Raw genomic sequence first — 25,555 nt, forward strand, 5'->3', positions numbered from 1 at the left:
TGTGCTGCCAAACGCGCCGGCAGATCACTGCCAGTTTTTGGCAGGATATGTGTTAGACATACTGCATGTCCAAGAACCAGCGCCTGTTCGACCTCATGCAAGTCTTGCGGCGGCACCGTCATCCGGTGTCGGGCCGCAATCTTGCGGCCGAGGCGGGCGTGTCGTTGCGGACGATTTATCGCGACATCGCCGACCTGCAGGCTTTGGGCGCGCAAATCGAGGGCGAGCCGGGCTTTGGTTATGTCCTGCAGCCCGGCTTTCTCCTTCCCCCACTGATGTTCTCCGAGCAAGAAATCCAGGCCTTGGCGCTCGGCGCCCAATGGGTGTCCCGCCAGACCGATGATGAGTTCGCGCTGGCCGCGCGTAACGCGCTCGCAAAAATCGGTGCCGTCCTCCCGTCGGAGCTGCAACACAAAATCGACGACAATGCCTTTCACGTAGGTCGCAGGCCGAAGCAGCCTGAGGCCGTCGATCTTCGCATCGTACGCCAGGCCATGCGCGACCAACACAAGCTTTCCATCGTGTATCGCGATCCGAAAGGCGCCAAAACCACCCGGACGATCTGGCCGATTGGCGTCGCCTTTTTCGATTCCCGGCGCATCCTTGCCGGCTGGTGTGAAATGCGGAAAGACTTTCGCTCATTCCGGGCGGATCGGATCGAAAGGATCAAGCTCAAGACAGAACGCTATCCCGGTCGCCGACGCGACCTCGTCAAGCAATGGCGAGCCCAGGTCGACGCGGATCCCCGCAAAACTGTGGATTGACCGGCAACCGTGTTCGATGGTGTTTTCAGCGACCGGATACGGAGTTCAGTCCGGCATCTCAATGTCAACGATTTCAGTGATGTCCCATCAAACCATTCCCGTTACGTTTGCGCTCATCGCCCGAATCCCAGCAGAGGGCGTCGCGGACTTCAGGGCCTATGAGGATGCGGTGCTGCCGCTCTTGCCGGAGTTCAACGGAAGCCTGGAGCGACGGCTTCGGAACTCCGATGGCACGATCGAAATGCACATCGTCAGCTTCGCATCGGAAGCGGACTTCCTGAATTATCGGAATGACCCACGGCGAACGGCGCAAGCCTCGCTGCTGGAAAAATCATCCGCCACGCTGGAATTGCTTCCGATGGCGAACGTCTGACGGCTCGATGATCGCTTCATGATCTGATGAAGGCAGCGAATGCACGCCGCGCCATTCCAGGTTCTGGAGGATCGTCGCCATCATGGCTTGAACACTCATAAACCCTCGTCTGAAAATTTGATCGTCATAAACAATCCTAGGGAGATGCCAAGGACGATGGATGCGCAACGCCCGTAGATGTACGAGGAAGCGCGTCGGACGGCAGCCTCGCTGATTGCGCCAGTTGTGCTCGAAACGCGATTTGAAGCTGCAACGAAATCGAATCGCTCTTCGGAGATGAAAATTAGTTCAGCCCCATAATCGTAATGACTCCGACGCAAAAAAGGAAAATAGGCTGCAATCAACAAGAATGAAGGGAGGAGTACATGGATACTGCGGGTCGCCTGCGCGCGATGGCAGTGTTGTGCCGTCAGACAGCCGCGCGTCATCCTGATCGAAGTTGGAAACTGCTCGCCGAAGCTGAGTATTGGGAGCATTTGGCCAATGATGCAGCGCTCGATCACTTCGACAATTGCTCGGTTTGCCCACCGCTTCACGGAGGGCGCAGTATTACACAGCCGGCCGCGGCACCCGCGGAGTGACTGCGAAACAAAATAGTTTGTTAGCTTCTGTGTGCCTAACTTGATGAGTGCCGCCCACCGCCGATTGCGGCACATTGGAATGGGAATGCCGGCCCCGGCTGTTACCCCATCCTGCGGCTGGGGCCGTTTTGAACTTTCACAGCATCGTTCAACCCGGTCCACAACCATGATTAGAGGCTTCGCCATAGCGCTATTCGGAATGGGGTTCCTTTCCCAGCTTGATCACGCGCTCTTCTACGGTCGCAATACTGAGGCCGCGCTCCGGCTCATGCGGGACATCGGCAGAGGCTTCGGACTGTAGGACACCGTCCGTGCGCCTCGTTGAGTAGGCAGCGCCCCGCCACGGCCTGCTACTTCTTCAACAATATTCCTTTCGCTCGCGCCATTCGCCTGACTGATCCGGCGTGGCGGCCCAATTCGCCCGCGATCTTCAATGCTCCAACGCCCCGCCGGGCCAGCGCGACCAACCGTCGAATCTCCTGCTCGGTCCATTCCTTTGGCTTCGGTGTCTTCATGGTGCGGCCCCGCGACCTGCACCACTTAAAGACTGCGGCTAGGGGCCAGCACTTGGGAAATTTACGGGTGGCGCACCCAGGTCGGTATCCGCTTCTGGCCCGGAAGCAGACCTGGCCGAACTCTCGGCTTCAGAGGCGCGCGCTTAACCTCCGCCGACATTGCCCTCACTCAATCGCGAAATCCGCCGCTGTCTCCGCATGGATGGCCGTGGTGTCGAACGTCTCGACCGATGTATCGGCAGCGCCCACCAGCATCGTGATCTCGGTGCAGCCGAGGATGATGCACTCCGCGCCGCGGGCGACGAGTGCGGCCATCACGTCCTGATAGCGGCGGCGCGAGGGCTCGGCGACGACGCCAAGGCACAACTCGTCGTAGATGATGCGGTTCACGTCGGCGCGCGCCTCAGGGGGAGGAACGAGGACATCGAGATCATGCGCGCGCAGGCGATCGATGTAGAAGTCCTCCTCCATCGTGAATTTGGTGCCGAGCAGACCGACCCGCCGATATCCCTTGGCCCGGATGCGTTGCGCGGTTGCGTCGCCGATGTGAATGAAGGGAATGGTCAGCTTCGACATGATATCGGGCGCGAGCTTGTGCATCGTGTTCGTGCACAGCACGATCGCACGCGCTCCGGCATTTTCGAGCCGCTCGGCCACCTCGGCGAGGCTCGCCGCCGCCTCGGCCCAGCGGCCGGCGTATTGCATCTCCTTGATCTTCTGGAAGTCGTAGGAATACATCAACAGCGGCGCCGAATGCAGCTCGCCCATGCGATCACGGACGCGCTCGTTGATCAGCTTGTAATAGAGCGCGGTGCTCTCCCAGCTCATGCCGCCGATCAGGCCGATGGTTTGCATGCTCGTGCCCTTTGAAATCCGGTTCACCTGGATCGTAGACGAAGAGATCGCAGCTCGCCATCACGATGCGGGACGAATGGTTGGATGTCGGCCGGATTTAGCCGGACGGCTTCGCGACCGCGGTATCACGCCTCCGCTATGGGGGGAATAACGGGTCCTCGATGCCAATCTGAATGTCAGAACCGCGCATCTCGCGTGGAGGCCATTCGGAGGCATTCATGATCACCTCGAAGCTGCTGGTTGCGCTCGCACTCGTCTCGACGATCGGCGCCGTGTCGGCGCAATCCTTCCATCCGTCGGTGGCCGGAAAGGAAACGACCACCAAACCTTGGACCGCGCCGGTCGGCCACCGCCAGCCTCACGCGGCCAACGTTCCCGCAACGACCATGGGACCGCTGGATTTCCTCGATCAGGAAGACGCCAGTGTCGACCGCAAGATCGCTGGTATCTGCAGGGGGTGTTGATTGAACCGCTTTGACAAGGCTCGACAATCTACGTCCGTTTTTGACTCGAGGCGGGCGTCGGCGTTGCCCTAAATCGCCCCGTAGCGGACGCAGTCTCATGCTTGCTATCACCTGCAAACTGACACCGAAGTTTGCGGACACCCTATGGGCCCGATCTTACACTTGCTGGTTGGTCTGCTCAGCGCCCTCGGTGTGATTGCAGCAAGTGTTTTCTGTCGTGAGGTGATACCGCCTTTGTTCGTAGCCGTTTGGACGCCAGCAACCTGGCTGGTTCGACTGTCAGACGTGCTCTGCCCACCGATGGGCGTAAGATGCTTTCTAGGGTCAGTTAGCCAAGGCGCACATCATCTTTGGTTCGGGCTCTGCCTCCTTGGTTTTTGGTGGATTGTTCTGTCGTTCGCGATATGGCCGCTCTTCCACTTACGTCGGCCGTCCCCGCCGGAAGTTTAGAAGTCGCCTGTTGACTCTGAGCGGTCATCAGAGGCGGACAACCAACGATACCGGCATGGACGCTTCGTTCCAACTGTTTTAGGTTCAAGCCGCAGGTAATCTACAGGCGAGCATGGAAGAACGCTCCTCCGGCAATTCTAAAGAACGCGCGAATAATCGCTCCCATACGCAACCGTTAATATGGTGGTTCATTCTAGCCCTTATGGCGCTAGTTGCGTCACAAGTCATGCGGCTGCATCAACATCAAGCGCTAAGTTGGCTTCTCTGGGACTATGCGGGTCGGATCACTGCTCTCACCATTTTGGCGGCAGTGCCTTCCGCTCGGATCGCTGCATTTCGAACAGGTGAACGTCAAATTTCACTTTTTGAGATTGTCCTTTGGATCGTCGGAATTTGCTTGCTAGATCGCTTTGTCCAGTTGCCGCAATCTCTCCTCAATGCGGCATTCCCTACAACCGTTCTCGGCGCATATCCGCACCCGACCGGATGGCTAAAAGCGTTCGATCTTTTTTTTGGCTTAGCCTTGGTAGCTATCAGCGAAGAAGTCATATTTCGCCGATACATCCGGCTAGCATTCCGGCCTTATCTGGGTGACGGCATCCTTGCCGTTCTCACTACGTCAGTTTTGTTCGGCGCAATTCATTGGTGGGCCGGCCTTGGTAATGTCCTTTCTGCGGCCACTGTTGGCCTTTTCCTCATGTTAATGCTGCGGCGGTCGGGTGTGCTATGGCCGGTGGCACTCGCGCATTACCTGCTAGATTTGATCGATTTCGCCTAACGCGCCTTGCAGGTTCGGAAGTCTTACGACTGCTCCTGGCCCATCGGCGAAGTAGCGGCGCACTTCGTTGAGGTCCGCTGAGTGAGGCATGGCGGACTAGATTTGCGCAGGTTGAGTATTTCGCATTTTGACCCGAGCAGGCTTGATCAATATTGATGCGAGTTCTTAGATGCCTGCGAACGACCGGGTGGTACGGCAGAGCATGGAATTACTGTCAGCATGGATTGCGGCGTACCTAATCGGCGAGTCCGATGATTGGATACCGCGAACGCTATTGGGCTGGACCAGAGTTGCATTGCTCGCTGGTCTGATCGGGCAGGTCATTTACCTGATCCACACATGCATCGCGTTGTCAGTCCCGACGATCCTTTGGTTTGGCCTCGCAGCGAATGTTCTGGCGCTGATCGTCGTCGGTCGCGCGCTGAGGTGGCGCTACCCCGTCTAGCAAACCCGACGGACGGCCAATGTCCGCTTCTGGCCCAGGCAGCATCGCTCCACCAGGTCCGCTCACCCAGGCCATGGCGGACGAGATTTGCTCAAGCTGAGTTCTTCGCATTTTGACCCAAAGCCGCCTTAGCGAAAAGGCGGAACGTATCCGTTCCGCCCACTTTCATGCTGCCGAACAAGAGTTGGCGTTAACTACGTTCAACGGATCCGGCCTGAGCGAGATCGCTTCGAAGTTTGTTAAAACTTGCTGGGTACCTCTTCCAGGCATGGTGATCTGGGGGAAGACATGAGTAAGCGGGCCAAACGCGGAAAGGCAGAAGCGCTCGCAGTACCAATGGCTGCGAGAGTTGCAATTGGCGTCGTAGCCGTCGCCGCATTGGGATACAGCCTGCTGTCTCGCCCGGCGAGCATGCCATCGATGCGGAAGCCGCCCGCACACGAGGCCCTGGCATCATCAACCCCGGTTTACGTGGCAACTCCAGTTCATGCATCAGCGCCAGCTCCGGTTCCAATTCCGGCCCCGGCGCCTCTGGTCGAACCACCAAAGGCCGCTGACGGTCCCGGAGCGCTTGTTCGGCAGGTGGTTGACTACGCCAGCCACCAGGCGCCGGGCACCGTGATCATCGATACAAGGAACACGTTCCTGTATTTCGTTCTGAACGACGCGCAGGCGATGCGCTACGGCATCGGTGTCGGCCGCGAAGGTTTCACATGGTCCGGTGAACAGACTGTGGCCCGCAAGACCGAATGGCCGGATTGGCGTCCGCCTGCAGAGATGCTCGTGCGCCAGCCTTACCTGCCGCGGTTCATGGCAGGCGGTCCCACCAACCCGCTCGGCGCCCGGGCGATGTATCTGGGCGAGACCGAATTTAGAATTCACGGCACCAACAAGCCCGATACGATCGGGAAGCGGGTTTCGTCCGGCTGTATCCGCCTGACCAACGACGACGTCGTGGATCTTTACGAGCGGGTGAAAGTCGGAGCGAAAGTGATCGTGCTTCCGCCAACCGCTGCCCGTCGTCCATCCCCGGGGGCGCCGCCCGACGCCGCTTTCCGATCGCCGGACCCGGCATCGCCGTCGAACCGGCCCTCGGCAACCAACGCGCAGATGCTGTCATCCGGACCGAAGGTCGCCGAGGTCCAGTAAGTCAATTCTCCGTCCTCGGTCTTCAATTCAGCTGGGCGCAAGAGCGCGCGCTGATACCTGTCGCGACTGCGCAGCCATCCTCCTCTGGGCGGAGGAGGAGCCGTTGCATTTGGCTCCGCCTCCATCCCTTGGCTACACGCCCTTACGACGTCTTCTGCTTCGCCTCGACGTATCGCGCAAAGCTGTCGAGGATCGCCTGCCAGCCACTTTGCTGCTGCTCGACAGAGTGCGTCTGCTCGCCATCGAACACGACGCGGACGACGACGCCCTTCGGTCCGGGCACGAACTCGACCTCGGCCCTGCGATCGCCGAACGCATATTCGATCAGCTTCTGCTCGACGATCGTCGTGTAGGTGCCGGCGAAGTCAAAACCCATGCTGCCGTCCTTGGCTTCCATGCGCGACGAGAACGTGCCGCCTTCGCGCAGGTCGACCGTCGCCTTGGTCGTATGCCAGTCGTCAGACGCGGCGTTCCACTTCACGATGTCGGCAGGCGTCGTATAGGCACGCCAGACCTGATCGATGGGGGCGGCGACGCTGGTTTCGACGGTGATCCTCATGGGCATTGCTCCGGTTCGATTTTGACGGCTCGAGATGACGACATCACGTCACGTGTGCGGGGTCCATGTCCAGCACGTCCGGGACGTGTCTAGCCTAAAGGACGAACGAGACAGGTCCACGCCGACATCGCCGGGCCGTCAATGCGAAAAAAAATGTTGGAGAGGAGGCCTGGATGTTCGTATCATTCGGCCCAAAGGGCGCGCACAGGCTTTAGCGTCAGCAAGGGGTTTTTCCAGGGGTTTCAGATGGCCGCGGCAACATGCCTCAAGTGCGAAGGGCACGCTTTCGAGCGCGGTCGGATCATGCCGTTGGGCGAACAGCACGCCGTGTCCGTTTTACAATGCGCCGACTGCGGGGCGGTGGTTGGGATATTGGAGACGCAATCGTCGATCGAGAGCCTGCACAAGCAAGTCGCAAGCATCGACGCCGGCATCATGCGCATCGTCAAGGCGATGCAGGATCTGTCGTGAGGCGGCCGGTGCACGGCATGCGGAGCCGCGGGCAATCGCGCCGCACCTGAAGACCTGTCCTCCTCGCAACTGAAGCCCAATCGTTCAGATCGCGCCTGTCTTGCCGCGGATGGCCATCGACCGCTTGAGGACTTGCTGGGCATCGGCGTAGCGCCCCTGATCCTTGTAGAGACCGGCCAGGTTCTCCAGGACATCCGCGATATCCGGATGGTTCGGACCGAGCGTCTTCTCCATGGTGGCCACCGACTGCTTGAACAGCCGTTCGGCTTCCGCGTTGCGTCCCTGACGCGCGTAGAGTGCGGCCAGATTGTTCAGCGCCTGCGCGACGTCTGGATGATCGGGGCCGTACGCCTTCTCGGTGACCGCCATCGCCCGCTTGAGCAGCCGCTCGGCATCGGCATAGCGGTGGCGGTTGATGTAGGCGTCGGCAAGGTTGCTCATCAGCACCGTGGCTTCGGGATCGTCGGGGCCGTTGGCCTTCTCGAGCACGGCGAGCCCGCGTTTGAACAGCGGCACGGCCTGGTCGTAGCGACCCTGACCGCTGTAGACGGCGGCGAGGTTGCTCAACGGCAGCACGATCGACGGATCGTCGGGGCCGACCGTTTTCTCGTCAATGGCGATGGACCGCTTGAGAAGCGGCTCTGCGTCCGCGTAACGCCCTTCCGCGCGGTAGAGGTCGCCCAGATTGTTCAGCACCATCGCGACCTCAGGATGATCCGGACCGAGCGTCTTCTCCCGGATGGCCAGCGAGCGCTTGTAGAGGGGCTCGGCAACAGCGTATTGGCCGAGATTGTAGTGGATCGTGCCCAGATCATTCAGCGGCATCGCGACATTGTCGTCATCGGGGCCGAACTCCTTCTCGCGAAGGGCGAGGGCCTTCTGGGCCAATGGCAACGCCTCGGTGTACTTGCCGGCCCGATAAAACTCTTTCATCTGCAGGATGAGCGTGCCCGCCTCATCCTCGGCCGCATGGGACGGCGCGCCGAGCGACAGGCTCAGCGCGAGCGCGGTGACCGCAACACGGATCGATGCTCTCAGGGCCTTCATCGCGCATTCCTTCGCCGCGGTGGGACGTACGCGGTTTGGTGCGCCTGGAGGCCGGACAGGTTCAATGTGGGCGGGGCCAAGGGCGCGCTAACCATGCCGGGCGGTCGTTCCCGGCCCGCCTTCCGGACCCTTTGCGGTCCGCGATCAGGTAAAGAAGTCGCTGAGCTTGTCGACCACGAGCGCCGGTGCCTCTTCGGGCAGGTAATGTCCGCAAGGGAGGCTTTCACCGCGCACATCGGTGGCCTTTTCGCGCCAGGTCTCACGCACGTCGTAGGTCGATCCGACAACGCCTTTTTCGCCCCACAGCACGAGCAAGGGGCAACCGATCCGCTTCGCCGGGTCGGCCGCATCGTGCATCAGGTCGATGCCCGCAGACGCCCGGTAATCTTCGCAGACAGCGTGCAGCGTCTCGCGCGTATAGCAGCGGCGGTATTCCTCGAACGCGACCGGATCGATCGCGCCCGGCGTCTTGTTCTGCTTGTTGATGTGCGCCTGAAGATAGAAATCGAGGTTGTTGCCGATCAGGGTTTCCGGGAGCGGCGCCGGCTGGCTCAGGAAGAACCACCACATGTAGCGCATGGCGAAATCCTTGGTCACCTTCGCGTACATCGTCGCCGTCGGAGCGATATCGAGCAGCGCTGCCCTTGTCACAGCAGCGGGATGATCCAGCAGCAACCGGTGCAGGACGCGGCCGCCGCGGTCGTGACCAGTTGCATAAAAATGATCGAAACCGAGCGAATGCATCACCTCGACCTGATCGCGCGCCATCTCGCGCTTGGAATAGTTGACGCTGTCCTTGCCGCCGTCGGGCTTGCTGGAATCGCCGTAACCGCGGAGATCCGTGAGGACGACCGTGAACCGCTCGGCAAGTTTTGGCGCAACCTTGTGCCAGCAAACCACCGTTTGCGGATGGCCATGGAGCAGCAGGAGCGGCGCGCCCTCGCCCTTCACGAAGGTATTGATCTCTGCACCACTGGTCCTGATGCGGCTGCGACGAAAGCCCGGCAACAGCGTTTCGATCTGATCGGTGCTCACGGTGGTCTTCTCCTCGGCAAGAGCGGGCAAATCCAGCAGCGTCGAACCAATCGCGCCTGTGGTCGTCGCCGCGAGCGACATCAGGCGGCGGCGCGTCAACCTCGCATCGGACGCGTCGGACAGAAATTCTGCTTGCTCATTGCCGGACATGTCGCGTTCCAGGGGAGGAATTGGACTCTCTTCCGGAAAGATGCCGGCCCGGCTGACGAAAATCCAATGTCAGGTCAAAATATGATTATGCATGGCGCGCATAAGCGATCGCGGCGCACCGCCGGCATCAACGGGTCGTCCCTGCGAAATCAATCCTTCAAAGCCGCGGGCACGATGTATCGATCCAGCAGGTCCAGTTCGGGCGCGACCATGTTCTTGGATTCCCGCCCCGCGTTGAAGACGACGACCATATCGAGCGCGGGGATGATGACGGTCTTTTGGGAATTGAAGCCCTTCGCGGCGATCCAATCGACGGCGCGATCGCCGTCCAGCGATCGGCCAACCCACCACTGATAGCCGTAGGATTGCGACTCTTTCGTCTTGATGTGCTCGGCCGTCGATTGATCCACCCAGGACGCCGGAACGATCTGCCTGCCTTCCCAGGCTCCGCGGTTGAGAACGAGCTGGCCGATCTTTGCCCAGTCGCGAGGGCGCAGGCTCAGCCCGGACGCCGACGTTGGACGACCGCTAACCGGGTCCTTGTACCACGCCACATCTTCGATCCCGAGCGGTGCGAAGATATTCTCCTGAGCCAGCACATCGACGGGCTTCCCGGTGACCTTCTTCAGGATCGCGCCGATCAGCTCCGTTTCCCTGTTGTTGTATGCGAACGAGACACCGGGCTCTCGCTCGAAGCCCAATCCCGCCGACATCGTCAGGAGATGGCGCAGCGTGATACGATCCTTGTCGGATTCACGAAGTCCTTTGTCATCGGAAAGATACGACACAATCGGAGCGTCCAGATCCCTGATCAAGCCGCGATCCATGGCGATGCCGACCAGCAGCGAGACAACGCTCTTGGTCATGGAATAACCGTTGTGCCGCGTGGTCGCGTCGTAATTGAGCTGATGCGGATAGTCGAAGTAGCGCTCGTAGACGAGCACGCCGTGCCTGATGACGACGATGTCGTCGACATTGGCGAGCTTGCCGCCGCTAATGCCCTCGTCCATCGCGCAGAGCAGCGCCGCGTTCAGCCCCTGCTTCTCCGGCGAGCTCATCGCCCATCCGTCATGGATCTCCTGCGGAATGCCGCAGCCTGATGCAGGCTCGGCTCCGAACGCAATTCGAGCTCCGATGGGACTTGAGGCGAACGCACACACGGCTGCAACGACGGCGACCCATGTCCGCATGTCAGGCTCTCCCCCAATATTGCCCACGACGAGCAACCTAAGGATGCCGTTCTCTGTGTGACCGTTTTGCGGCGCTGCAGGTTTTGAAAGAGCCTTCATTGTAGGCAGGCGCTTGAATACAACACAGTCCGGCCATCTTGATTCACTAGGTCAACGCCACATTTTTGGAGCGGCATCGATGCGCCGGCACTATTGGTTTTGCTTCGCCTGGTTCTTTTGCATGGCCTCGTCCGCGCAAGCAGCGGGCATTCAGCTTCTGGACGCCGACCCGACTTTGGCGGGCGCCATCTGGTACCCTTGCGCGGCGGAGCCGCAGCCGGTGCCGCTCGGCAGGCTGACGTTGAATTTCATCGACACGCTGCAAGGCGTGAAGGATTGTCCCGTCTCGGGGAGCAAGCTGCCGCTCGTCATCGTCGCCCACGGCCGGGGCGGCTGGTTCGGCGGACATGATGACACCGCGCAGGCTCTCGCCGATGCCGGCTTTGTCGTCGCCGCCATCAACTATCGCGGCGACAACGGCGCCGACCGTTCGCAGAGCGAAAGCCTGTACAACATCACAGCACGCCCGGCCGATACGATCCGCCTGCTGGATTTTGTCTTGAACGACTGGCGCGATCGCGCGGTGATCGATCGCGACAAGATCGGCTTCTTTGGCTTTTCCGCCGGCGCCTATACGGGATTGATTTTGGCGGGCGCGAAACCGGACTTTCAGAAGATCGCGCCGTTCTGCACCGAGAGCAACACGTCGCTGGGGTGCGAGCAGTTTCGCCGCGGCGACATTCCGCCCGAGCCACCGCACGACCCGCGCATTCGCGCTGCGGTTCTCGCCGACACGGCCCTGAACTTCATGTTCTCTCCGGAGAGACTGGCAGGCATTCAAATTCCCCTGCTGATCTGGCGATCGAAATCGGGAGGCGGCGGTGTCGATCCCAAGGACGTGGTGCTGACGGCGAGCAGCCTGCCGGGCAAGCCGGAGGTTCGGGTCGTGCCGGCTGGTCACTTTGCCTTCTTGGCGCCCTGCTCGGCGAAATTCGCTGCTGAATTGCCGCGACTGTGCACCGATCCGCCGGGATTCGACAGAACCGCGTTTCATCGCGAGCTCAACGCGAGCATTGTGAGCTTCCTGCGCGATCATCTCGCGATCGAGCGGAAACTCTAAAAGCCCGCGGCCACGATCGCGCGCAGCAGTTTGGCGTTGCTGAAACCGATGTCCTCCCGCGTCAATCCCATCCGCAAGATCACCAGTTTGCGCGAGGGGATGATGGCGATCACCTGGCGGAGATGCCCTTGCATCATGACGGTGTCGGCGGGGAGATCGAAGCCCTGGCCCTTGGCCAACCAGATCTGTCCGCGACCGTAGACGGGGCCGTGGCCTTCATCGGACACCGGGGATGGTGAGCGCATATAGTCGACGAAGCCCGGCGGCAGAAGCTGCTGGCCGTTCCACTCTCCGCCCAGTCGCAGGAATTCGCTGAAGCGCGCCCAATCGCGCGCGGTGGCGAAGAGAAAACCTTCGCCGCGAAACGTGCCGGCCTCGTCGGCCTCGAGAACGGCGCTGGTCATGCCCAAAGGATTGAACAGCCGCTCGCGCGGGTAAGACGGAGCTCCCTCGCCAACCGCGTCCTGCCAAAGCCGCGTCAGCAGGACGGACTGGGCGCTGGAATAGTTGAATCGCGTTCCCGGTGGCGTGTCCAGCGGAAGGTCCCGCGCGAAAGCTGCCGTATCCCTCACCAGATATTCCATGCGCCCGGGATCGGTGATGCGCCCCTGATCTTCGCTCCATTTCAGTCCGCCGGTCATGGCCATCAGATCGGCGATCGATATCTCCGAGCGTCCGTCTCCCGCCCATTGCGGAAACAGATGTTTTCGATCGAGCGACAGCTTGCCGTCCCTGATGGCCATGCCGACCAGCGCCGCCGTCACGCTCTTGGTCATCGACCAACCCTGCAACGGCGTTGCTGCTGTAAAACCCGGGCCATAGGCTTCAGCGACAATCCGCCCGTCGTGGACAACGAGGATGGCGCGCATGCCCGGGCCTTGCAAAGCCGGATCGTTCACCGCCGACTGCAAACGTGTGTTCTCGGACAATTCCACCTTCTCGCCGGCAGGCCAAAGCGCGTCCGCACTTGCCGCGCGCGGGAGTGGCTGCGCGGCGGGACGTTTCCAGGATTGGTCGTTCTGGACGTTGGTGCAGCCCCGCCCCTCGACATATTGCGCGTGACGCTCGGCAATGAGTCCGAAAAAGCCTGCATCGACGCGGTGATCGGCGGCGTTGACGTCGATCTTCACCCAGCGGAAGATTGGATGCTCAACGGCCACCAGGTCGGCCTGCACGATTGCGTCCGCGTCGCGCCCGGCCATGAAGACATTCCAGCAGACGGTCTTCGCCGCCGCGGCAGAGACGAGCTGCAAGGCATCCTGGCGGGCGATGACAATCCAGCCGGCCAAGCCCACGACCGCCAGCGCTAAAATGCCGACGACGATGCCGAAAATCCTGAGCGCCCAACGCATGATCTTTCACCCGTGCCGGGGTGCTTTCTACTACAGCGGGAAGGTGGCTCCAAGGTCCTGGCCCATGGCGGTCAGACCAAGTCGGCGATAAAATACTGCTCACGGGACACTGGAAACAAAACGATGGCTTTCTGGATTGCAGGCGCGGTTGGATTGGTGATCGCCTATCTGCTCGGCTCGATCCCTTCGGGCTATCTGGCAGGAAAACTGCTTCGAGGCATCGACATTCGCAAGCACGGCTCCAGATCCACCGGCGCCACCAATGTGTTGCGGACCCTCGGCAAATGGCCTGCGCTGGTGGTGCTGATCGCCGACGTGCTGAAGGGCGTGGCCGCCATCTTCGTCGCCCGCTGGTTTTGTCCCTGGCTCGCTGCCGGACTATCTCCAACACCGCCGACGGCGTCCGATTTGGAAGTCTGGGTGCCATGGGCGGTGTGCCTCGCCGGAATTGCCGTGCTGCTGGGCCATGGCCGTTCGATCTGGCTGAACTTTACGGGCGGCAAATCGGCCGCGACCGGGCTCGGCGTGCTGCTGGCGATGTCGTGGCCGGTGGGACTCGGCACGGCAATCGTCTTTGGCGCCGTGCTGGCGATATCCCGCATCGTTTCGCTGAGCTCGATGCTCGCGGCGCTGACGGCCATCGTCCTCGTCTGCGGCTTCGAGCATCCATTGCCGTATCGGCTGCTCGTGATCGCAGGCGGCCTCTACGTCATCGTTCGCCATCGCGCCAACATTCAACGGCTGCTGGCCGGGACGGAACCGCGGCTGGGTCAAAGCAGCTCGGAGGCGAAAGCCGAAGCGCAGGTCTAGCGCATGCGCGATCAATTCTTCAAAGCCGCCGGCACGATGTATCGATCCAGCAGGTCCAGCTCGGGCGCGACCATGTTCTTGGATCGTCGGGATGCGTTGAAGACGACGACCATGTCGAGCGCGGGGATGATGATGGTCTTTTGCGAATTGACGCCCATCGCGGCAATCCATTGAACTTCGCGAGTCCCCTCCAGCGATCGGCCAAGCCACCACTGATAGCCATAAGAGAGCGGCCACTCCGTCTTGATCTGCTCGGCCGTCGATTGATCCACCCAGGACGCCGGAACGATCTGCCGACCTTCCCAAACCCCATGGTTGAGAACGAGCTGGCCGATTTTCGCCCAGTCGCGGGGGCGCAGATTTAGCCCCTCACTCGACATGGCAACATTGTTGAACGGCGATTTAAGCCATTCTACATCGTTGATGCCGAGCGGCACGAAAAGTTCTTCCTGAGCCAGGACATCGACGGTTTTCCCCGTGACCTTTTTCAGGATGGCCCCAACCAGCTCCGTTTCGGTGTCGCTGTACCGGAAGGTGACACCGGGAGCTCTGTCGGAGCCCAATCCTGCCGACATCATCAGGAGATGGCGCAGCGTGATGGGATCCTTGTCAAGCATACGGAGATCGGCATGCTCCGGCAGATAGAAAAAAGCCGGGACGTCCAAATCCTTGATCAGGCCGCGCTCCATGGCGATCCCGACCAGCAGCGAGACGACGCTTTTGGTCATCGCGTTACCGCGGCGCCGCGTTGTCGCGTCGGCATGGCGCGGCCGCTGAGGGTCGGCAAAATAGCGCTCATAGACGAGCACGCCATGCCTGATGACGACAATGTCGTCGACATTGGCGAGCATGCCGCCGCTGATGCCGCTTTCCATCGCGCAAAGCAGAGACACGTTCATCCCCTGCTTGTCCGGCGACGTCATCGCCCATCCGTCATGGATTTCTTGCGGGATGCCGCAGTCGGATGCAGGTTCGGTCCCGAACGCGGTTTGAACTCCGACGGGACCGAGAGCGAAGGCACACAAGGCCGCAACGCAGCTGATCGACACCCGCATGTCAGGTTCTCCCCCACCATTGCCAGCGACGCCCGATTCAAGGATGCCGTTCGGTGTGTGTTTATTTTGCGGCGTTGCGGGATCTGAAAAACCGGGTCTTGAAAAACCAAGACGCGAGATCAGTTCACCGCCTGAAGCGCGGCCGTGAAGGTGGCGAGGTCGGCGCGCGCCAGCTCGTCGGGCGCCCATTTCGGAAGGTCGGCGAGTTCTGCGATCACGCGGGCCCGATCCTGCGGCAGCAGAAAGCTCGCCCAGACATCGCGCGTGTCGCGCAGCGCGGCCGCGACCAGGCGGGCGTTGGCGGGCTTGCTGGCGCCCTGGATCGCCGCACAGACCGTGGACAGGATGTAGAGGGCGCTGTTCTTGCGAAAGCCCGCAAATCCCTCCTCGCGGATGCGGGTGCGTTGCTCCGGCGGGAGCTCTTTCAAGAACATCGGCATCGCAACCGCCTCGCGCGCCATGCCGCGGATCATGAAGCTGATCGCCACCGCGTACTGGTCGCCATATTCGGTCATATTGCGCGCGAGCGCCGGCAGATCAGGCTGCGGCCCCGGCTTTGCGCCGTAAAAGATGAAGAGCTTGTGGCTCTGGTTGGCGGCGTCGGTCCAGTCCGGCAGCCAGTTCATGTCGCTCGCCTCCGGGGGCGGCAGCGCAGCGAGCGCGTCGAGATCGTAGACGCGGCCGAGCAGGACGGCGACGTCCGGCCGCGTCAGATCGGGCCGCTCGCCCTTCTTCGCGACGCCGTCGATGTAGGCCTTGAAAGCCTTCGCGGCATCGCGCGCGGCGGTCAGCTCGTGGATGCCGTCCTGCGCGAAGGCAGGCGAGACAAATGCGAGCAGGATCAGGAGAATTCTGACGATCGGCATGAGAGTTGGTCGCTGGCCTCGCCGCCGAGGTTCAGAGCGCCGGCAAGCCGGGCGGCGGCTTGCGCATGTTCGAGGCCTGCTCATAGGCGTAGGCGAGACGCAATAGCTTGTGCTCGCTCCAGGCACGGCCTGCAAAGGTCACACCGAGCGAATAGTCGGGCGTCTCCTTGTCACCGGCGCCCGAGACGAAGCCTGCGGGCACCATGACGCTGGGATAGCCCGCCTTCGCCGAGATCACGCAGCCGCTGCTGCCGGGGAACAGCACCGCGTCGAGCTTGTGCTGGTTCATGTACGCGTCCATGCCGTGCGTCCTGGCGGCGAGCAGGTCCATGGCGCGTGCCGATTTGTACTCGCGTTCGCTCAAATCGCCCTTGGTGAGGTCGGAGGCGAGGAACAGGTCCTGGCCGAAGCGCATGGCCCTCTCTGCATTCGCCGCGTTGAAGGCGATGATATCAGCCATGGTCTTGATGTCGGTCTTGGTCGCCCAATCCCTCAAATAGAGATTGAGACCGTACTTCAGCTCGTAGAGGAACACGATCGGCGCCCCCGTCGGATTGCCCTTGTTCTCGCTCAGCGGGTTGCGGTTGAGCACGGCCATGCCGGTGCCGGGCCCGCCGAGCCAGCCACGCGTCGGAATGTTGGCGCGCACGATGACGGCGCCGAGATCCTCGAGCACCTTGATCGCCTCGGTCATCACCTTGGCCCATCCGGATTGCAGCTTGCCGTAGAAGCGATCGTTCAGCGGATCGGAGGGGTCACTCGGCACGCCGATGCGCGCGCCCTTCATCGCATCGCGCGAGAGGCCGGCAGTGTAGTCGGCCGGCCGTCGCTGCCGCTTTGTCGCGGGATCGAGCGGGTCCTGGGCCGCCAGCACATTCAAAAGCATCGCCGCGTCGCGCACCGTGCGCGTCATCGGCCCGGCGGTGTCCTGGCTATGCGCGATCGGCACGATGCCGGCGCGGCTGATCAGTCCAACCGTCGGCTTGACGGTGACAAGCCCGTTCATGCTTGCGGGGTACAACAGCGAACCCGACGTCTCGGTGCCGATCGACGCCGCGCACAGGCCGGCCGCCACGGCGACCGCCGAACCAGCGCTCGAGCCACCCGGAGACACGAGCGGAATGTCGTGATCGCCCATCAGCGCCGGCGCATAGGGGTTTTTGACCTGACCGCCCAGCGACGAGTAGCCCCCGGGCATCTCGATCGCGAGGATGTTGGCGAACTCCGTCAAATTCGCCTTGCCGAGGATCACCGCGCCGGCCTTCCGCAGCAACTTGACGACCGTGGCGTCGCGCTTGGCGCGCGCGCCTTCCAGCGCCAGCGAGCCTGCCGTGGTCGGCTGCTTGTCGGAGGTCGCGATGTTGTCCTTCACCAGGATCGGCACGCCGGCCAGCGGGCGCCCGGCCGACGGCTTGATGCCGTCGAGCTTGGCAGCGAGCGCGAGCGCATCCGGATTGAGCGCGCGGACCGAGTTCAGCGCCGGCCCGGCACGGTCAAAGGCCGCAATGCGCGCGAGATAGACTTTTGCGAGCGCCGTCGCGGTGACCTGCCCGCCGGCCAGGGCATCGACGATGTCGCTCATCGGCGCGTCTTCGAGCCTCAGTTCGGGCGGCGCCGCAGCGCGGACGGCAGCCGCGGCGCGACCGGCAGGCTTCTTCATGACGTGCCTCTTGGATGGAGATATGCTACAGATCGTAGCATTTATCTCGCTTGCGCGGCAAGCAGATCAGGAGCGCCCATGGACTGCACGATCCGGCCTGCGCTTGCCGATGACGCCGCCGACGTCAGCGCGGTCATCCTGCGCGCGCTGCGCGAGACCAATGCAAAGGACTATGCCGACGAGATCATTGCAAGGGTCGAGCAGAGCTTTGACCCGGACACCGTGCGGGCACTCATCGCAAAACGCACCGTCTTGGTCGCCACCATCGGCAACCGCGTCGTCGGGACGGCAAGCCTCGACGGCAGCGTCGTCCGCACCGTGTTCGTCGCGCCCGACATCCAGGCCCGCGGGATCGGCAAGGCGCTAATGGCGCAGGTCGAGCATATCGCGCGTTCGCGCAACATTCCTGTGTTGACGGTTCCCTCGTCCGTCACCGCCGAAACATTTTACGCCCGGCTCGGGTTCAAGTCCGTGCGCGACAGCCATCACGGCGACGAGCGCACGATCATCATGGAACGGTCGCTCGACGCCCCGATCTAGCGATGACCAGTCACCCCTGTCCCGTTACACTTTGGATCAGTCGCTTGGCTTGCCGCGCGACTTCTTCGCTTTCTCCGCGGATGGGGCCGCTTCGATCAACGCCTTGAGGAAGGCGAGCACGATGCGCCCGCCGCGATTGTCATCGCTGCCGGGCGGCGACAGCGCAAGTCCGCGGCTCAGCGTGGCAAGGCCGGTCGCGATCTCCGCCGGGTCGCCCGGCACCTTCTTGCCGAACAGCTCGAACAGGGTCGTGATCATTGTGCCGAGCGCGCGACGATGCCTGCGATTCATGTCGTTATAAATTTTCGCAAACGCAGGGCTCCGCAGCGCGTGCAACTGCAGCTCGATCGCGAGCACACCGAGGTCGGGGTCCGAATTGACCGTTTCCGCCCATGCCTCGATACCCGCCATGGCCGTAGCCGCATCGCCTTGCGCGCGCGCCAAATTCGCCTCGATCCGCGTACGCTCCTCGGACTGATGCTGCTGGATCAGCTCGAGCAGGATTGCCTCCTTGTCCGGGAAGTTCGAGTAGATCGCGCCCAGCGAGAAACCCGCAGCCTCCGCGATGTCGCGGATCGAGGCCGTCGCGAACCCCTTTTTCACGATTTCCCGACGGGCCGCCTCGATCAGAAGGCTCCTTGTGCGGGCCTGGCTCTCTTCGCGATTCAGCTTCGGCACGACGGACGCTTTCTCTCGCTTGTAAATATCACTTGATATTCAAATATCATTTGATATCTGTATTGCATCGATGGTTTGTCGAAGGGCATATAGCATGGAACAGAAAAGCCTGGACCGCACGCTGGCGCTGCTCGCCAGTCTCGCCGCACTGACCGTCGCCGCGATGGTTGCCGCCATCCTCGCGACCCACAGCTCGCAGGACTTCTTCCAGAGCGCGCGCGCGATCGACGACTACCGCGCCTTCATTGCCTCGCCACTTGCCGTCCTGGGCCTTCGGCTCAATCTCGGCCTCGACAACCTCTTCATGGTTTTCTACGGCGCCTTCTTCGTGGCGCTGGCCGCCCGCCTGCGCGGGCTGGTGGATTCGCGGCTGATCGGCGTGGCATTGGCGGCGGCCATGCTGACGCTGTTGCTGGATTCGCTGGAAAATCATCACATCATGACGACCGTGCACGCGCTTCAGATGGGCCTGCCGGTTTCCGCCGCCGACGGCGAATTCCAGATGATCGCGTCTCAGGTCAAATTTCATGCGAGCTATCTCGCGACATTCCTGTTCTCGCTCGGCTTTCTCCGGCTCGGGAGAATGGGTCGGATCATTTCGGTCGTGCTCTGGTGTTACATCCCCTTCGGCATCCTGATCTCCGTCGTGCCGCCCGAGCAAGCCAAGGCACTGGCGTTGGGACGAACGATCTTTTTTGTCCTCGCCTTCGTGCTCTCGGCGATCCTGTTCTTCTCTCTCGCCCGCAAAGACGGCGCCGCCGCGGCCGTTGCGACTTGATTGACGCGCGCAGATAGACCACCATCGCATTTCACCGCTCACAACAGAATGGGCGAGGAAACGCGGACATGGACGCAACTGTCGGAATCGATCTCGTCGAGCGGGCGCGGGCCATCGCGCCGCTGATTGCGGGTGAGGCAGGCGAGATCGAGCGGACGCGGCGGCTGACGCCTTCCGTCGTCGACGCGCTGATCGCGAACGGGCTCTATCGCGCGCTGCTGCCCCAGAGCCTCGGCGGATCGGAAGCGCCGCCCGAGATCTTCATGCAGATGCTGGAGGAGATCGCGAAGGCCGATGCGTCCACGGCCTGGTGCCTCGGCCAATGCAGCGTCTGCGCGATGATCGCAGCCGCACTCGACCACGATAGCGCGCACGAGATCTTCAACACCGCCCCCGGCATCCTCGCCTGGGGCGCGGTTGCGCACGAGGCCCGCGCGGTCGAGGGCGGCTACCGCGTCACCGCACGCTGGGATTTTGCCTCGGGCTCGCGGCAGGCAAGCTGGCTGGGGGCGCATGTCCGCATCGTCAATGCCGACGGCACGCCGCGGAAGACTGCCGATGGCGCGCCGGAGATGCGCACCATCCTGTTCCCGCTCGCAAGCGCCGTGATGCACGACGTCTGGCAGGCGATCGGGCTCGCCGGTACCGGCACCGATTCCTATGAGGTGAACGACCTCTTCATTCCCGATCGCTTTGCCGTGTTCCGCGACGTGCCTTGCGCCTTGCGCGAGCCCGGCCCGCTCTACCGGCTTCCGACCGGCTCGACCTTCAGCCTCGGCTTTGCCGCGGTCTCGCTCGGCGTCGCGCGCGCAACGCTGGATGCGGCGATCGCGCTGGCGCGCGCAAAGCACCAATCACTGGCGGCGAGCGCGATGCGCGACAACCAGGCTGTCCAGGGTCTGATCGGCCGCACCGAGGCGGATTTGCGCGCCGCGCGCGCCTATCTCTATGCGACGGCAAATGCGATGTGGCGCGACCTCTCTGCGACCAACGTCTTCAGCCCGGTGCATCGCAGTGCGGTTCGCCTCGCCGCGACCTGGACCATCCAGCAATCGGCCAAGGTGGTCGACACCGCCTATCACATGGCCGGCGCCACCGCCGTGTTCCGCAGCAATCCGTTCGAGCGACGGTTTCGTGACATGCACGCGATCGCCCAGCAGATCCAGGCCCGCGACACGCATTACGAGGATGTGGGGAAGGCGATTTTGTCGGAAGGTTGACGGGCAGCGGGCTCGCTCAACCTCTCCCCGCCCTTTGCGGGGAGAGGTCGGATCGCACAGCGATCCGGGTGAGGGGCAAGGCGAGATACCGATCAGAGCAAAGGTCGATCCGACGGGCATGACGGCACACACTTCGAGCCGAGTTCGCGGAAGCAGCCCCTCACCCCGCCCTCTCCCCGTAAGAACGGGGCGAGGGAGTGACAGAGCGGGCGTCCCTTACGTCAGGAAATCCAAACGGCCGGCAGGATCACGCCACCAGCGCGGCGTCCTCGTCTGCGGCATCGATGCCGCGCTGCGCCGTCAAGAGGCTGATGATCTCGGCATTCGGCCGCGCCTTGCTGAACAGAAAGCCCTGGCCCTCGTCGCAGCCCTCGGTGCGGAGGCAGCTCAGCTCGGCTTCGGTCTCGACGCCTTCGGCGGTGATGATGACGCCGAGGCCTTTGCCGAGGCTGACGATGGAGCGGATGATCGCCTGCGCCTCGCGGTTGGCGCCGAGATCGCGGACGAAGGACTGGTCGATCTTGATCTTGTCGAACGGGAAGCTGCGCAGATAGCTGAGGCTGGAATAGCCGGTGCCGAAATCGTCCATCGAGATACGCACGCCGAGCGCGCGCAGCGCATGCAGCGTCGCCAGCACCTGGGCGCTCTTCTCGAGCAGCAGCGTCTCCGTGATCTCGAGCTCGAGCCGCCGCGGCGGCAGGCCGGAATGTTTCAGCGCGTCCGTCACTATCGACAGCAGATTGCCGCTGCGGAACTGGAGCGGCGACAAGTTCACGGCGACACGGACATCGTCCGGCCAGGTCGCAGCATCGAGGCAGGCGCGGCGCAGCATCAGGCCGCCGAGCGGATTTATCAGGCCGGTTTCTTCGGCAACCGGGATGAACTCGGCCGGCGAGACCATGCCGCGCTCGGCATGCGGCCAGCGCACCAGCGCCTCGAAGCCGGTGATGCGACCGCTCGAGAGGTCGACTAGCGGCTGATAATACGGACGCAGCACGTCGTTCTGGATCGCGTCGCGCAGCTCGACCTCGATCTTGCGGCGGCTTTGAGCTCTTGCATCGAGCGCGGCCTCGAAGAAGGCGAAGGTGCCGCGCGCATCCAGCTTGGCACGCGACAGCGCCATGTCGGCGCTCTTGAGCAGCTTTTCGGACTCATCGCCGTCGCCCGGCGCCATCGCGATGCCGATGGAGGCGCCGATCACCACGGAATGGCCGTCGAGCAGATAGGGATCGGCGATAGCTTCGAGCAGACGTTTTGCGAGCCCCACCGCGTCCTCGGGCCGCGTCAGGCCGCTTTGGGCGATGGCAAATTCGTCTGAATTGAGCCGCGCCAGCGCGTCTTCCTCGCGTAGCGTCGAACGCAGGCGCTTGGCGACGCCGCGCAGCAGCTTGTCGCCGACGGCGTGACCCAGCGTGTCGTTGACCGCCTTGAAATTGTCGAGCCCGAGCATCAGCACCGCGACCTTCTCGGAGCCGCGCCGCGAATGCTGCAGCATCTCGTCCATGGTCTGGCGCAGGCGATTGCGGTTTGGTAGTCCCGTGAGCCCGTCATGCTGGGCCATGAAGGCAAGCCGCGCCTCGGCGCGCTTGCGCTCGGTGATGTCCATCAGCGCCAGCAGCACCGCGGGCCGTTCGTCATAGGTCAATTCGCGCGAATAGATCGCGAGATCGATCAGCGCGCCGTCGGCCTTGACGTGCTTCCAGGTCCGCGCGGCCTGCTCCTCGCTGGACCGATCGGTGGTCCAGGGCGGCTCGCTGTCGAACGCCTGCAAGGAGCGGATCTTCAGCTTCTCGAAATCGGCGCGGCTGTAGCCGTAATGCGCGATCGCGGAATCGTTGACGCCGAGGATGCGCTCGTCGTCCAGCGCGCAGACGATCATGGGGACGGGATTGCCGTCGAACAGCAGGCGGAACGAGGCCTCGCGCTGCTTCAATTCGGTGATGTCGACGCGCAAGCCAACGACGCCGCCGTCATCGGTGCGGCGCTCCTCGATCAGGATGACGCGGCCGTCGGACAGCGTCTGCTCGTGGCGCTTGCCGGGCTCGTAGAGCTTTTGCAGCCGCTCGGCGATCCATTCGTCCTCGTGGCCGGCCGCTTCCGGATAGTCGCCGCGGGCAACGCCGACGCGCAGCGTGTCTTCGAGCCGCGCGCCTTCGGCAAACAGATCGGCGGTCTTGCTGTAGATCTCGGAATATTGCTTGTTCCAGAGAACGTAGCGGCCTTCGGGATCGAGGATCACGATGCCTTGCGGCAGCAGGTCGACCGCCTCGCGCAGCCGCTCATGCGATTTGCGCGCCTCGGTGATGGCGGCTTCAGCTTCCGCACGGCTTTGCACGAGCCGGTCGCGTTCGGCGGGCGGACGGGGCGCGCGCGCAAATCGCGGCTTGCGCGGCTGTCGGCCAGCCTTGGCGAGCACGCCCTGCTTTCGCCTTCCGGTTTTTTTGGACCCCAAACTCAACTTCACACGTCCTAGCCGCGCCCAGTGGCCGCAAGTCTTAGGCTGCAAGTCTTGGGGCAAGTCTATGAAAAGAAAGTAATCTTGGCCGGCGGCGTCACGGAGGCGCCGGCCGAGCGCCGGACCGTTTTGCCTGTTTGCGAGGCGCGAATGTCGTCAGCGGGCGTGTCGAACCTATTCCTGCGTCGCGATCAGACGAAGAGGAGATGCAAAAACGCGCAGTCTCCATGAATCGGTTCCGGAACCAGGCCTGCTTGCATGCAGGAGGCAAGCGCATCTCGTTCCGCGCACGAATTTTGGTCAACGCAGGATAGAGTTATCGCGTCGTTAAAAAAACGCTGGCTAGTATGCCACTTTGGGATGGTCTCGTTGAAAACATCGATCGCTGCCGGGCGGGACATGTCGGTCGTGCCATGGATGCAATGTCGTGATGGAAGAAGATCGCGTGCGGCTTCGGTGCGGCGTTGGTCTATAAGGATGCCAGCATGAGTCCCCGCCGCATCGCCCCTCTCCTGCTTGTCATGACGCTCCTGGCTGCCGGCGGCGCGCTGGCCCAGGACAAGGGCAGCGTGAACCCAAAACCGTTGCCGCCGCTCGCCAATCCGAACGATCCCAAGATCGGCGCCAGGGAGCTGTTCGCCCGCAAGCTGTTGCCCTCGACGGGGCCGGCGCATGTCATCGGCTCCTATGTGAAGGGCTGCATCGGCGGCGCCGAGCAGATGCCGCTCAACGGCGACAATTGGCAGGTGATGCGGCTGTCGCGTAACCGCAATTACGGCCATCCCGACATGATCGCGCTGATCAAGCGCCTGGCGGCCAGGGCGCACAAGGACGCGGGCTGGCCGGGCATTCTGGTAGGAGACATCGGCCAGCCGCGCGGCGGGCCGGCGCTGTCGGGCCATGCCAGCCATCAGATCGGGCTGGATGCCGACATCTGGCTGACGCCGATGCCGGATCATCGCCTTTCGCGCGAGGAGCGCGAGGAGATGTCGGCGGTGATGATGGTCCGCGAGGACCGGCTCGACATCGATCCGAAAGTGTTCACGCCTGCCCACGTGCTCGTGCTGCGCGATGCGGCGCAGGAGCCGGCGGTGCAGCGCATCTTCGTCAATCCCGCGATCAAGAAGGCGCTCTGTCGTGAAGCCAAGGGCGACCGCTCGTGGCTGTCGAAGATCAGGCCGTGGTGGGGCCACGACTATCATTTCCACATCCGCATGCGCTGCCCGGCGGGCGCCGGCGAATGCCAGAGTCAGCCGTCGCAATCCGAGGACGAAGGCTGCAAGCCCTCCGATTTCGCCTATTGGTTCAGCGAAGGCGTGCTGCACCCGAAGCCGCCGCCGGAGCCGCCGAAGCCGAAACCACCGATGACGCTGGCCCAGATGCCGGCGGCCTGCAAGGTGGTGCTGCGCGCACCGGATGCGAAGCCGTAACAAGTGCGTCAGCCGGCTGGTCCCTGTCCCCCGGAATGCGCTAAGATCGCCCTGCCGCTCGGCCGTAAGCCCGCGGCATTCCGGGATGCGCATCCCGTTGTCCGACGAAGCCTGACTGCAAGCCCGCGGCCCTCGCGTGGCCAACGATGAGATCTGACATGCGCGTCCTCGCTCTCCTTGCCGTGCTCGCGCTCGGCGCGACCTCCGCCCTTGCCGCGGAAGAACCCAGCGGCTGCGACAAGTTCAAATGGCCGATCGAGCGCGACCGCGCGGCGCTGACGGCACCTGACCGCGCCAAGCTCGCCTCGGGAGCCGAGCAGGCCGCGGTCCCGGCATCGGCGATCACGCTCGGGCTGGTCGCACCCCAGGAGGCAAAACTGCCGACGCCGCCGGAGCGGGCGCCAAAGGACGGCACCTTTGCCGGCTTCACCAGCATCAAGGCGGCCAAGGCCGGGCTCTATACGATCAGCCTGTCGAGCGGAGCCTGGGTCGATCTGGTTCAGGACGGGCATTTCCTCAAGCCGGTGGCCTTCAGCGGCGCCACCGATTGCGACGGCATCCGCAAGACCATGAAATACGAGCTCTCGGACAAGCCCTTCGTGCTCCAGATCAGCGGCGCCAAGGACAATTCGCTGTCGATTTCGATCCTGCCGGCGCAATAGGGCCAGCAGGTTAGACAAACGGTCGCCTTTGACCTGAGGCGCCGGCCTGCTATCTTCGCAGCTG

At 62.7% G+C, this 25,555-nt stretch carries 26 protein-coding genes; 14 read left to right on the forward strand and 12 right to left on the reverse strand.

What is annotated here, in order from left to right; translation table 11 throughout:
* The first annotated feature begins 65 nt into the window (after positions 1 to 65).
* Complete coding sequence (locus FXB40_RS31395; RefSeq protein ID WP_148775974.1) at positions 66 to 764, forward strand: helix-turn-helix transcriptional regulator; 699 nt, start codon at positions 66 to 68, stop codon at positions 762 to 764.
* A gap of 16 nt (positions 765 to 780) precedes the next feature.
* On the forward strand, positions 781 to 1,137 hold the full coding sequence (locus tag FXB40_RS31400; RefSeq protein ID WP_210352195.1) for a hypothetical protein: 357 nt from the start codon (positions 781 to 783) through the stop codon (positions 1,135 to 1,137).
* A 95-nt stretch (positions 1,138 to 1,232) separates the two neighbouring features.
* Here the strand turns inward: FXB40_RS31400 and FXB40_RS48240 are convergent, their stop codons facing one another.
* Positions 1,233 to 1,673, reverse strand: coding sequence for a hypothetical protein (locus FXB40_RS48240; RefSeq protein WP_187437273.1), 441 nt, complete (start codon positions 1,671 to 1,673; stop codon positions 1,233 to 1,235).
* Between the two features lie 725 nt (positions 1,674 to 2,398).
* Positions 2,399 to 3,088, reverse strand: a complete 690-nt coding sequence (locus FXB40_RS31410; RefSeq protein WP_148775976.1) for an aspartate/glutamate racemase family protein — start codon at positions 3,086 to 3,088, stop codon at positions 2,399 to 2,401.
* 218 nt (positions 3,089 to 3,306) lie between these two features.
* On the opposite strand from FXB40_RS31410, the gene FXB40_RS31415 reads away from it, so the two are divergent.
* From FXB40_RS31415 to FXB40_RS31430, 4 genes are all read left to right on the forward strand, one after another.
* Positions 3,307 to 3,552: a hypothetical protein gene (locus FXB40_RS31415; RefSeq protein WP_148775977.1), complete on the forward strand. Its 246-nt coding sequence runs from the start codon at positions 3,307 to 3,309 to the stop codon at positions 3,550 to 3,552.
* A 562-nt stretch (positions 3,553 to 4,114) separates the two neighbouring features.
* Positions 4,115 to 4,780, forward strand: a complete 666-nt coding sequence (locus FXB40_RS31420) for a CPBP family intramembrane glutamic endopeptidase (protein ID WP_148775978.1) — start codon at positions 4,115 to 4,117, stop codon at positions 4,778 to 4,780.
* Between the two features lie 169 nt (positions 4,781 to 4,949).
* Positions 4,950 to 5,225, forward strand: coding sequence for a hypothetical protein (locus FXB40_RS31425; protein WP_148775979.1), 276 nt, complete (start codon positions 4,950 to 4,952; stop codon positions 5,223 to 5,225).
* Positions 5,226 to 5,513: 288 nt separating this feature from the next.
* Positions 5,514 to 6,374 carry a L,D-transpeptidase gene (locus tag FXB40_RS31430; RefSeq protein WP_148775980.1) on the forward strand — a complete coding sequence of 287 codons (861 nt, stop codon included), beginning with the start codon at positions 5,514 to 5,516 and terminating at the stop codon, positions 6,372 to 6,374.
* A 142-nt stretch (positions 6,375 to 6,516) separates the two neighbouring features.
* On the opposite strand, the gene FXB40_RS31435 is transcribed toward FXB40_RS31430, so the two are convergent.
* Positions 6,517 to 6,933: an SRPBCC family protein gene (locus FXB40_RS31435; protein ID WP_148775981.1), complete on the reverse strand. Its 417-nt coding sequence runs from the start codon at positions 6,931 to 6,933 to the stop codon at positions 6,517 to 6,519.
* Between the two features lie 246 nt (positions 6,934 to 7,179).
* Between FXB40_RS31435 and FXB40_RS48245 the strand changes: the two genes are divergently transcribed.
* On the forward strand, positions 7,180 to 7,404 hold the full coding sequence (locus FXB40_RS48245) for a hypothetical protein (protein WP_187437274.1): 225 nt from the start codon (positions 7,180 to 7,182) through the stop codon (positions 7,402 to 7,404).
* A gap of 84 nt (positions 7,405 to 7,488) precedes the next feature.
* On the opposite strand, the gene FXB40_RS31440 is transcribed toward FXB40_RS48245, so the two are convergent.
* The 3 genes from FXB40_RS31440 to FXB40_RS31450 form a co-directional block, all read right to left on the reverse strand.
* Positions 7,489 to 8,451, reverse strand: coding sequence for a tetratricopeptide repeat-containing protein (locus tag FXB40_RS31440; protein WP_148775982.1), 963 nt, complete (start codon positions 8,449 to 8,451; stop codon positions 7,489 to 7,491).
* 144 nt (positions 8,452 to 8,595) lie between these two features.
* Positions 8,596 to 9,636 carry an alpha/beta fold hydrolase gene (locus FXB40_RS31445; RefSeq protein WP_347339787.1) on the reverse strand — a complete coding sequence of 347 codons (1,041 nt, stop codon included), beginning with the start codon at positions 9,634 to 9,636 and terminating at the stop codon, positions 8,596 to 8,598.
* Positions 9,637 to 9,785: 149 nt separating this feature from the next.
* Positions 9,786 to 10,826 carry a serine hydrolase domain-containing protein gene (locus FXB40_RS31450; RefSeq protein ID WP_187437275.1) on the reverse strand — a complete coding sequence of 347 codons (1,041 nt, stop codon included), beginning with the start codon at positions 10,824 to 10,826 and terminating at the stop codon, positions 9,786 to 9,788.
* 178 nt (positions 10,827 to 11,004) lie between these two features.
* Here FXB40_RS31450 and FXB40_RS31455 point away from each other — a divergent pair, with 178 nt between their 5' ends.
* Complete coding sequence (locus FXB40_RS31455; RefSeq protein WP_148775984.1) at positions 11,005 to 11,985, forward strand: alpha/beta hydrolase family protein; 981 nt, start codon at positions 11,005 to 11,007, stop codon at positions 11,983 to 11,985.
* Here FXB40_RS31455 and FXB40_RS31460 read toward each other — a convergent pair.
* Entirely contained in the window at positions 11,982 to 13,337 is a 1,356-nt protein-coding gene (locus tag FXB40_RS31460) for a serine hydrolase domain-containing protein (RefSeq protein ID WP_148775985.1), read from the reverse strand. The genes FXB40_RS31455 and FXB40_RS31460 overlap by 4 nt on opposite strands.
* A 123-nt stretch (positions 13,338 to 13,460) precedes the next feature.
* On the opposite strand from FXB40_RS31460, the gene plsY reads away from it, so the two are divergent.
* Positions 13,461 to 14,147 (forward strand): glycerol-3-phosphate 1-O-acyltransferase PlsY, encoded by a 687-nt coding sequence (plsY, locus tag FXB40_RS31465; protein WP_148775986.1) that lies wholly within the window; start codon positions 13,461 to 13,463, stop codon positions 14,145 to 14,147.
* Positions 14,148 to 14,158: 11 nt separating this feature from the next.
* Here the strand turns inward: plsY and FXB40_RS31470 are convergent, their stop codons facing one another.
* The 3 genes from FXB40_RS31470 to FXB40_RS31480 are packed head-to-tail and all read right to left on the reverse strand — an operon-like array spanning position 14,159 to position 17,728.
* Complete coding sequence (locus FXB40_RS31470; RefSeq protein WP_148775987.1) at positions 14,159 to 15,391, reverse strand: serine hydrolase domain-containing protein; 1,233 nt, start codon at positions 15,389 to 15,391, stop codon at positions 14,159 to 14,161.
* Positions 15,322 to 16,068, reverse strand: a complete 747-nt coding sequence (locus FXB40_RS31475; RefSeq protein WP_148775988.1) for a hypothetical protein — start codon at positions 16,066 to 16,068, stop codon at positions 15,322 to 15,324. Before FXB40_RS31475 ends, FXB40_RS31470 begins: the two co-directional genes overlap by 70 nt.
* 31 nt (positions 16,069 to 16,099) lie before the next feature.
* The gene (locus FXB40_RS31480; RefSeq protein WP_148775989.1) at positions 16,100 to 17,728 is read right to left on the reverse strand and encodes an amidase family protein; all 1,629 of its coding nucleotides are present in this window, start codon (positions 17,726 to 17,728) and stop codon (positions 16,100 to 16,102) included.
* 78 nt (positions 17,729 to 17,806) lie between these two features.
* On the opposite strand from FXB40_RS31480, the gene FXB40_RS31485 reads away from it, so the two are divergent.
* Positions 17,807 to 18,268 (forward strand): GNAT family N-acetyltransferase, encoded by a 462-nt coding sequence (locus FXB40_RS31485; RefSeq protein WP_148775990.1) that lies wholly within the window; start codon positions 17,807 to 17,809, stop codon positions 18,266 to 18,268.
* Positions 18,269 to 18,304: 36 nt separating this feature from the next.
* On the opposite strand, the gene FXB40_RS31490 is transcribed toward FXB40_RS31485, so the two are convergent.
* On the reverse strand, positions 18,305 to 18,946 hold the full coding sequence (locus FXB40_RS31490; RefSeq protein ID WP_187437276.1) for a TetR/AcrR family transcriptional regulator: 642 nt from the start codon (positions 18,944 to 18,946) through the stop codon (positions 18,305 to 18,307).
* Positions 18,947 to 19,040: 94 nt separating this feature from the next.
* Between FXB40_RS31490 and FXB40_RS31495 the strand changes: the two genes are divergently transcribed.
* Both FXB40_RS31495 and FXB40_RS31500 read left to right on the forward strand, forming a co-directional pair.
* Entirely contained in the window at positions 19,041 to 19,724 is a 684-nt protein-coding gene (locus FXB40_RS31495; protein ID WP_148775992.1) for a hypothetical protein, read from the forward strand.
* Positions 19,725 to 19,792: 68 nt separating this feature from the next.
* Positions 19,793 to 20,944, forward strand: coding sequence for an acyl-CoA dehydrogenase family protein (locus FXB40_RS31500; RefSeq protein WP_148775993.1), 1,152 nt, complete (start codon positions 19,793 to 19,795; stop codon positions 20,942 to 20,944).
* A 247-nt stretch (positions 20,945 to 21,191) separates the two neighbouring features.
* On the opposite strand, the gene FXB40_RS31505 is transcribed toward FXB40_RS31500, so the two are convergent.
* The gene (locus FXB40_RS31505) at positions 21,192 to 23,360 is read right to left on the reverse strand and encodes a sensor domain-containing protein (RefSeq protein WP_148776127.1); all 2,169 of its coding nucleotides are present in this window, start codon (positions 23,358 to 23,360) and stop codon (positions 21,192 to 21,194) included.
* A gap of 524 nt (positions 23,361 to 23,884) precedes the next feature.
* On the opposite strand from FXB40_RS31505, the gene mepA reads away from it, so the two are divergent.
* Complete coding sequence (gene mepA / locus FXB40_RS31510; protein WP_148775994.1) at positions 23,885 to 24,829, forward strand: penicillin-insensitive murein endopeptidase; 945 nt, start codon at positions 23,885 to 23,887, stop codon at positions 24,827 to 24,829.
* Positions 24,830 to 24,987: 158 nt separating this feature from the next.
* Positions 24,988 to 25,491, forward strand: coding sequence for a hypothetical protein (locus FXB40_RS31515; RefSeq protein WP_187437277.1), 504 nt, complete (start codon positions 24,988 to 24,990; stop codon positions 25,489 to 25,491).
* Positions 25,492 to 25,555: the final 64 nt, after the last annotated feature.

It is taken from the genome of Bradyrhizobium rifense, from assembly GCF_008123425.1.
Taxonomy (GTDB): domain Bacteria; phylum Pseudomonadota; class Alphaproteobacteria; order Rhizobiales; family Xanthobacteraceae; genus Bradyrhizobium; species Bradyrhizobium rifense.

Bases quoted from the DNA above. Each gene is read 5' to 3' on its own strand.
- FXB40_RS31395 (WP_148775974.1), top strand. From the start codon at position 66: ATGTCCAAGAACCAGCGCCTGTTCGACCTCATGCAAGTCTTGCGGCGG.
- FXB40_RS31400 (WP_210352195.1), top strand. From the start codon at position 781: ATGGTGTTTTCAGCGACCGGATACGGAGTTCAGTCCGGCATCTCAATG.
- FXB40_RS31410 (WP_148775976.1), bottom strand. From the start codon at position 3,088: ATGCAAACCATCGGCCTGATCGGCGGCATGAGCTGGGAGAGCACCGCG.
- FXB40_RS31415 (WP_148775977.1), top strand. From the start codon at position 3,307: ATGATCACCTCGAAGCTGCTGGTTGCGCTCGCACTCGTCTCGACGATC.
- FXB40_RS31420 (WP_148775978.1), top strand. From the start codon at position 4,115: ATGGAAGAACGCTCCTCCGGCAATTCTAAAGAACGCGCGAATAATCGC.
- FXB40_RS31425 (WP_148775979.1), top strand. From the start codon at position 4,950: ATGCCTGCGAACGACCGGGTGGTACGGCAGAGCATGGAATTACTGTCA.
- FXB40_RS31430 (WP_148775980.1), top strand. From the start codon at position 5,514: ATGAGTAAGCGGGCCAAACGCGGAAAGGCAGAAGCGCTCGCAGTACCA.
- FXB40_RS31435 (WP_148775981.1), bottom strand. From the start codon at position 6,933: ATGAGGATCACCGTCGAAACCAGCGTCGCCGCCCCCATCGATCAGGTC.
- FXB40_RS48245 (WP_187437274.1), top strand. From the start codon at position 7,180: ATGGCCGCGGCAACATGCCTCAAGTGCGAAGGGCACGCTTTCGAGCGC.
- FXB40_RS31440 (WP_148775982.1), bottom strand. From the start codon at position 8,451: ATGAAGGCCCTGAGAGCATCGATCCGTGTTGCGGTCACCGCGCTCGCG.
- FXB40_RS31445 (WP_347339787.1), bottom strand. From the start codon at position 9,636: ATGTCCGGCAATGAGCAAGCAGAATTTCTGTCCGACGCGTCCGATGCG.
- FXB40_RS31450 (WP_187437275.1), bottom strand. From the start codon at position 10,826: ATGCGGACATGGGTCGCCGTCGTTGCAGCCGTGTGTGCGTTCGCCTCA.
- FXB40_RS31455 (WP_148775984.1), top strand. From the start codon at position 11,005: ATGCGCCGGCACTATTGGTTTTGCTTCGCCTGGTTCTTTTGCATGGCC.
- FXB40_RS31460 (WP_148775985.1), bottom strand. From the start codon at position 13,337: ATGCGTTGGGCGCTCAGGATTTTCGGCATCGTCGTCGGCATTTTAGCG.
- plsY (WP_148775986.1), top strand. From the start codon at position 13,461: ATGGCTTTCTGGATTGCAGGCGCGGTTGGATTGGTGATCGCCTATCTG.
- FXB40_RS31470 (WP_148775987.1), bottom strand. From the start codon at position 15,391: ATGGGCGCCCGACGAGCTGGCGCGCGCCGACCTCGCCACCTTCACGGC.
- FXB40_RS31475 (WP_148775988.1), bottom strand. From the start codon at position 16,068: ATGCCGATCGTCAGAATTCTCCTGATCCTGCTCGCATTTGTCTCGCCT.
- FXB40_RS31480 (WP_148775989.1), bottom strand. From the start codon at position 17,728: ATGAAGAAGCCTGCCGGTCGCGCCGCGGCTGCCGTCCGCGCTGCGGCG.
- FXB40_RS31485 (WP_148775990.1), top strand. From the start codon at position 17,807: ATGGACTGCACGATCCGGCCTGCGCTTGCCGATGACGCCGCCGACGTC.
- FXB40_RS31495 (WP_148775992.1), top strand. From the start codon at position 19,041: ATGGAACAGAAAAGCCTGGACCGCACGCTGGCGCTGCTCGCCAGTCTC.
- FXB40_RS31500 (WP_148775993.1), top strand. From the start codon at position 19,793: ATGGACGCAACTGTCGGAATCGATCTCGTCGAGCGGGCGCGGGCCATC.
- mepA (WP_148775994.1), top strand. From the start codon at position 23,885: ATGAGTCCCCGCCGCATCGCCCCTCTCCTGCTTGTCATGACGCTCCTG.
- FXB40_RS31515 (WP_187437277.1), top strand. From the start codon at position 24,988: ATGCGCGTCCTCGCTCTCCTTGCCGTGCTCGCGCTCGGCGCGACCTCC.